Raw genomic sequence first — 3,108 nt, 5'->3', positions numbered from 1 at the left:
GGGTGTCCCGGTGGCCGACGAGGATCGCCCACGGGTCGCCGAGGTCGAAGGGCGGGGTGCCGGTGGCGATCTCGTACAGCACGCACCCCAGCGAGTACAGGTCGCTGCGGTGGTCGACCTCGTCGCCGCCGATCTGCTCCGGCGACATGTAGTGCGGGGTCCCCATGGCGATGCCGGTGCCGGTGAGGCGGGTCGTGAAGCCGATGTCGTGGCCGAGGCGGGCTATGCCGAAGTCGCAGATCTTCACCGTGCCGTCGGTGAGCCGGACGATGTTGGCGGGCTTGAGGTCGCGGTGCACGATGCCCTGCCGGTGGGTGTAGGCGAGCGCGGCGGCGACCTGTCCGGCGATGTCGACGACGTCGGGCACGGGCAGCGGATGCCCGCGGTTGTCCTCCAGGAGCCGGCTGAGGTCGCGGCCCTGGAGCAGCTCCATCACCAGGAACAGGACGCCGTCGGACTCGCCGAAGTCGTGCACGACGGTGACGCCGCGATGCTGTAGTCCGGCGGCGACCCGGGCCTCCCTGCGGAAGCGTTCACGGACGACGCGGGCGAAGGCGGGGTCGTGCTGCGGGCCGGCGGGCCTCAGGCACTTGACGGCGACCTGCCGCCCGAGGGACTCGTCCCTGGCCCGCCACACCTCGCCCATACCGCCGCGCCCGATGCGTTCCAGAAGCCGGTAGCGGCCCTGAACCAGCCTGCTGTCCCCCATCCCGTGCGCCCGCCCCCGTCACCGTTCGCCCGCCCTCCCCTGGCTCGTCCAGTATGGCGAGCAATCGCCCGGCTTTGTACGGTGCCGGGCGGCCGGCAGCGGCAGCGGCGGCGGGCGTGCGGCGCACGGTGCGCAAGGGTGCGCGGGGTACGACACGACGCGCCGTGCGCGGTGGGCCGGGCGTCGTCCCGCGCCCCCGGACCGCGCGCCGGCCCGGACCGCCGGACCGCGCTGTCCCGGCCCGTCGGGCGGCGCCCTCCCACCGGTCGGCCGGCGCGCTCCTGGCCATGCCGCCCCCGCCCACCGGACCGGGCGTCTTCCCGGCGAGTCGGAGGCGGGGGGTCAGCCGGGGAAGCGTCCCGTGGCCCGCAGCTGCCAGCGGCGTTCCGCGTAGGCGAGGTCGTCGCGCCACAGCCGGGCCGCCGCGGTGCGCATCAGGGGGCGGAGCAGGGGTGCGGCGGCGCGGGCCGCGGCGAAGCCCCGCCGGTCGGAGGCGGCCACGACCGCCTCGACGACGGCCGTGCGGGGGCGGCCCCGCTCGTCGGGTCCGAGCGGCGTGGCGTGGGTCTCGACGACGGAGCCCGCGCCCTCCCCCTCGGCGATGTGCATGACGACCGTACGGGGCTCCGGTGCCGTGAACACCGCCCGGACCGGCACGACGAGCCGGCCGGCGACCTTGAAGGAGACGTCCACGGTGAAGCGGTCGTCGTCCTCGTCGCCGGGCGTGCCGGTCACGGTGAGGTCGACGAAGGAGTACGGGTGGAACCAGGCGCCGTGCCACGGGTCGAGGCGGTTGGCGATGACGTCCTCCGGCTCGCAGACGCCGGTGGCCTCGCAGACGGCGGTGAGCGCGGCCCGGGGGTCGGGTCGCCCGGGCAGCACGGGGGCGGGCAGCGGGGTCTCGCCTCCGGCGTCGTCCAGGCGCACCCACAGCAGCACGCCGTCGTCGTGGACGGGCAGCGGCTCCCAGCCGGCGGCCGGGCGGCCGTCGAGGGCGAGGCCGTGCCAGTGGCACACCAGCGTGCCGCAGCGCACGGGGCTGCCGGCGAGGGGGGCGCCGAGGTGGGGGCAGATGCCGGGCCCCGCGTGCGGCCGGCCGTCGGGGCCCCGCCAGACGACGACCTCGTGTCCGGCGACTGTGCGGGCGAGGGGCCGGTCGTCGCGCAGGGCGCGGGTGGCGCCGACGACGTACCAGTTGCCGGACGGGCGGGACTGGGCGTGCTTCAGGGCGCGGGCGATGACGGCGGGCCTGGCGTCGCGCCAGGTGGGCCGCTGGCGTTCCCAGGGGACCCGGCGGCGGCGCAGGGACAGCGGCAGACGTCCCCGGCGTGCGGGCGGACCGGCGTTCACAGGGCCTCCTCGGTGACCGTCAGGACCGGTGCGGGGGACGGGGCCGGTGAGAAGGCCGGGGCGAGCGGTGCCCGGTGGCGGGCCCGCCGCGTGTCGCCGTGATGCAGCCGGGCCGCGGCCACGCGGGCCAGGCCCTCCGCGGCGACGGCGGCCCGGCGCCGTCGGGACACCACGGCACGGCGGTGCAGGACGGCGTACCCGTCACGGGCGACGGCGTCCAGGATGCCGCCGTACAGCACGGCGGCGGTGCGGACGCAGGGCCGTGACACCGGGTCCAGCATGCCGATGCCGGGCGCGGCCTGCCGGTACACGCTGCGGGTGAGCGCCTCGAACTCGCGCAGCGCGGCGGTGATCCGCGGGTCGGGTCGGCCGGTGTCGCGGCTGTGCCGCAGCAGCGCCCGGTCGACGCCGTGCGCGGCGAGGAGGTCCGCGGGCAGGTAGACGCGGCCCCGGTCGAGGTCCTCGCCCACGTCGCGGAGGAAGTTGGTCAGCTGGAAGGCGACACCGAGGGCGGCGGCGTGCGGGGCGGCCTCCTCGCGGGGGGTGACGGTGCCGAGGACGGGCAGCATCTCCAGGCCGATGACGGCGGCCGAGCCGTGCATGTAGGCCCGCAGGTCGGCGTAGGCGGGGTAGTCGGTCACGACGAGGTCGGCGCGCATGGCGGCCATGAAGTCGCGGAAGTGGGCGTGGTCGATGCCGTGGCGGCGGGCGGTGTCGACGAGGGCGCGTACGACGGGCTCGGCGCTGTCGCCGGTGCGCAGCCCCCGCTCCAGTTCCCGCTGAAGGGCCGTCAGCTCGGCCGGGGCGGCGCCGGTGCCGAGGGCGTCGACGATGTCGTCGGCCCAGCGTGCGAAGCCGTACAGGGCGTGCACGGCCGCCCTGCGGTCGACGGGCAGCAGTCGGGTGGCGAGGAAGTACGTCCTGCCGTGGCGGGCGTTGAGGGCGCGGCAGTGCCGGTAGTCGGCGCGCAGCCGCGGGTCGTGGACGCCGGCGGCGTCGAGTTCGCGGTCGGTCATCGGTGGGTCTCCTCGGCCGGGGCGGGGCGGGTG

The 3,108-nt window shown here is 76.9% G+C and carries 3 protein-coding genes; all 3 read right to left on the bottom strand.

Annotated features, from left to right (window positions below; genetic code table 11):
- Positions 1–709, bottom strand: a 709-nt coding sequence (locus MTQ10_RS29360; RefSeq protein ID WP_247473440.1) for a serine/threonine-protein kinase, incomplete at its 3' end; no start/stop codon positions are given.
- Positions 710–1,051: 342 nt separating this feature from the next.
- Entirely contained in the window at positions 1,052–2,059 is a 1,008-nt protein-coding gene (locus MTQ10_RS29355) for a DUF5914 domain-containing protein (protein ID WP_247473438.1), read from the bottom strand.
- Positions 2,056–3,075, bottom strand: a complete 1,020-nt coding sequence (locus MTQ10_RS29350) for a phytoene/squalene synthase family protein (RefSeq protein ID WP_247473436.1) — start codon at positions 3,073–3,075, stop codon at positions 2,056–2,058. Before MTQ10_RS29350 ends, MTQ10_RS29355 begins: the two co-directional genes overlap by 4 nt.
- Positions 3,076–3,108: the final 33 nt, after the last annotated feature.

Origin of the sequence: Streptomyces sp. XM83C (assembly GCF_023072675.1) — a bacterium.
GTDB lineage: Bacteria > Actinomycetota > Actinomycetes > Streptomycetales > Streptomycetaceae > Streptomyces > Streptomyces thermocoprophilus.
The sequence above is the reverse complement of the archived record's forward strand: the minus strand, read 5'-3'. Positions and strand labels throughout refer to the sequence as shown.